Below are 554 nucleotides of genomic sequence, written 5' to 3' on the forward strand. Positions count from 1 at the left end.
TTTCTGTAAATAGCCTATAAAGACTAGGAAAAGAAAAACTAGACATATTTTGAAAAAAAAGCATTATAAATAATATAACGTATGATGAAATGAAAATAAAAATACGCTTTAAAAAATATAAGAACCCAGTCAAATTGATTTACCTCATAACACACCTAATTTTTATCTTCTTTTATCTATTCCAGGATGATCTTCTATCAACGTCCTATAATAAGCATCTTGCATCAAATGAACTATATCAGACAATTGTGATTTATGATATATTATTCTGTCATCGCGTATTTCTAATCCTAGATCAAACATTTCATTTATAGTTTGAACTCTATCTAAATGGTTCAAGAATTCAGTAGAATTATCATTATCAGAAATCTTTGCAATTCTTCTGATAATACTATTATTATCAAGTGCATCATGTATTAAATCATTAAAATTATCAATTCCTTGTTCAAAGTCTTCTCGATGATCATCAAAAAAATTCTCTGCATCATGTCTAAACCCCTCTTTTAGGTCAAGTACCCTTTCAAAAGAAATGTGATTAAAAATCATTATTCCTT

The 554-nt window shown here is 26.9% G+C and carries 1 protein-coding gene; it reads right to left on the reverse strand.

All coding sequences use genetic code 11. The features are described 5' to 3' along the window. Positions 1-162 precede the first annotated feature (162 nt). Positions 163-554: Kiwa anti-phage protein KwaB-like domain-containing protein (locus AC6UDG_RS07275; RefSeq protein ID WP_500706936.1), on the reverse strand; the 392-nt coding region annotated here is incomplete at its 5' end.

Source organism: Fructilactobacillus sp. X2R1C1 (assembly GCF_059901435.1).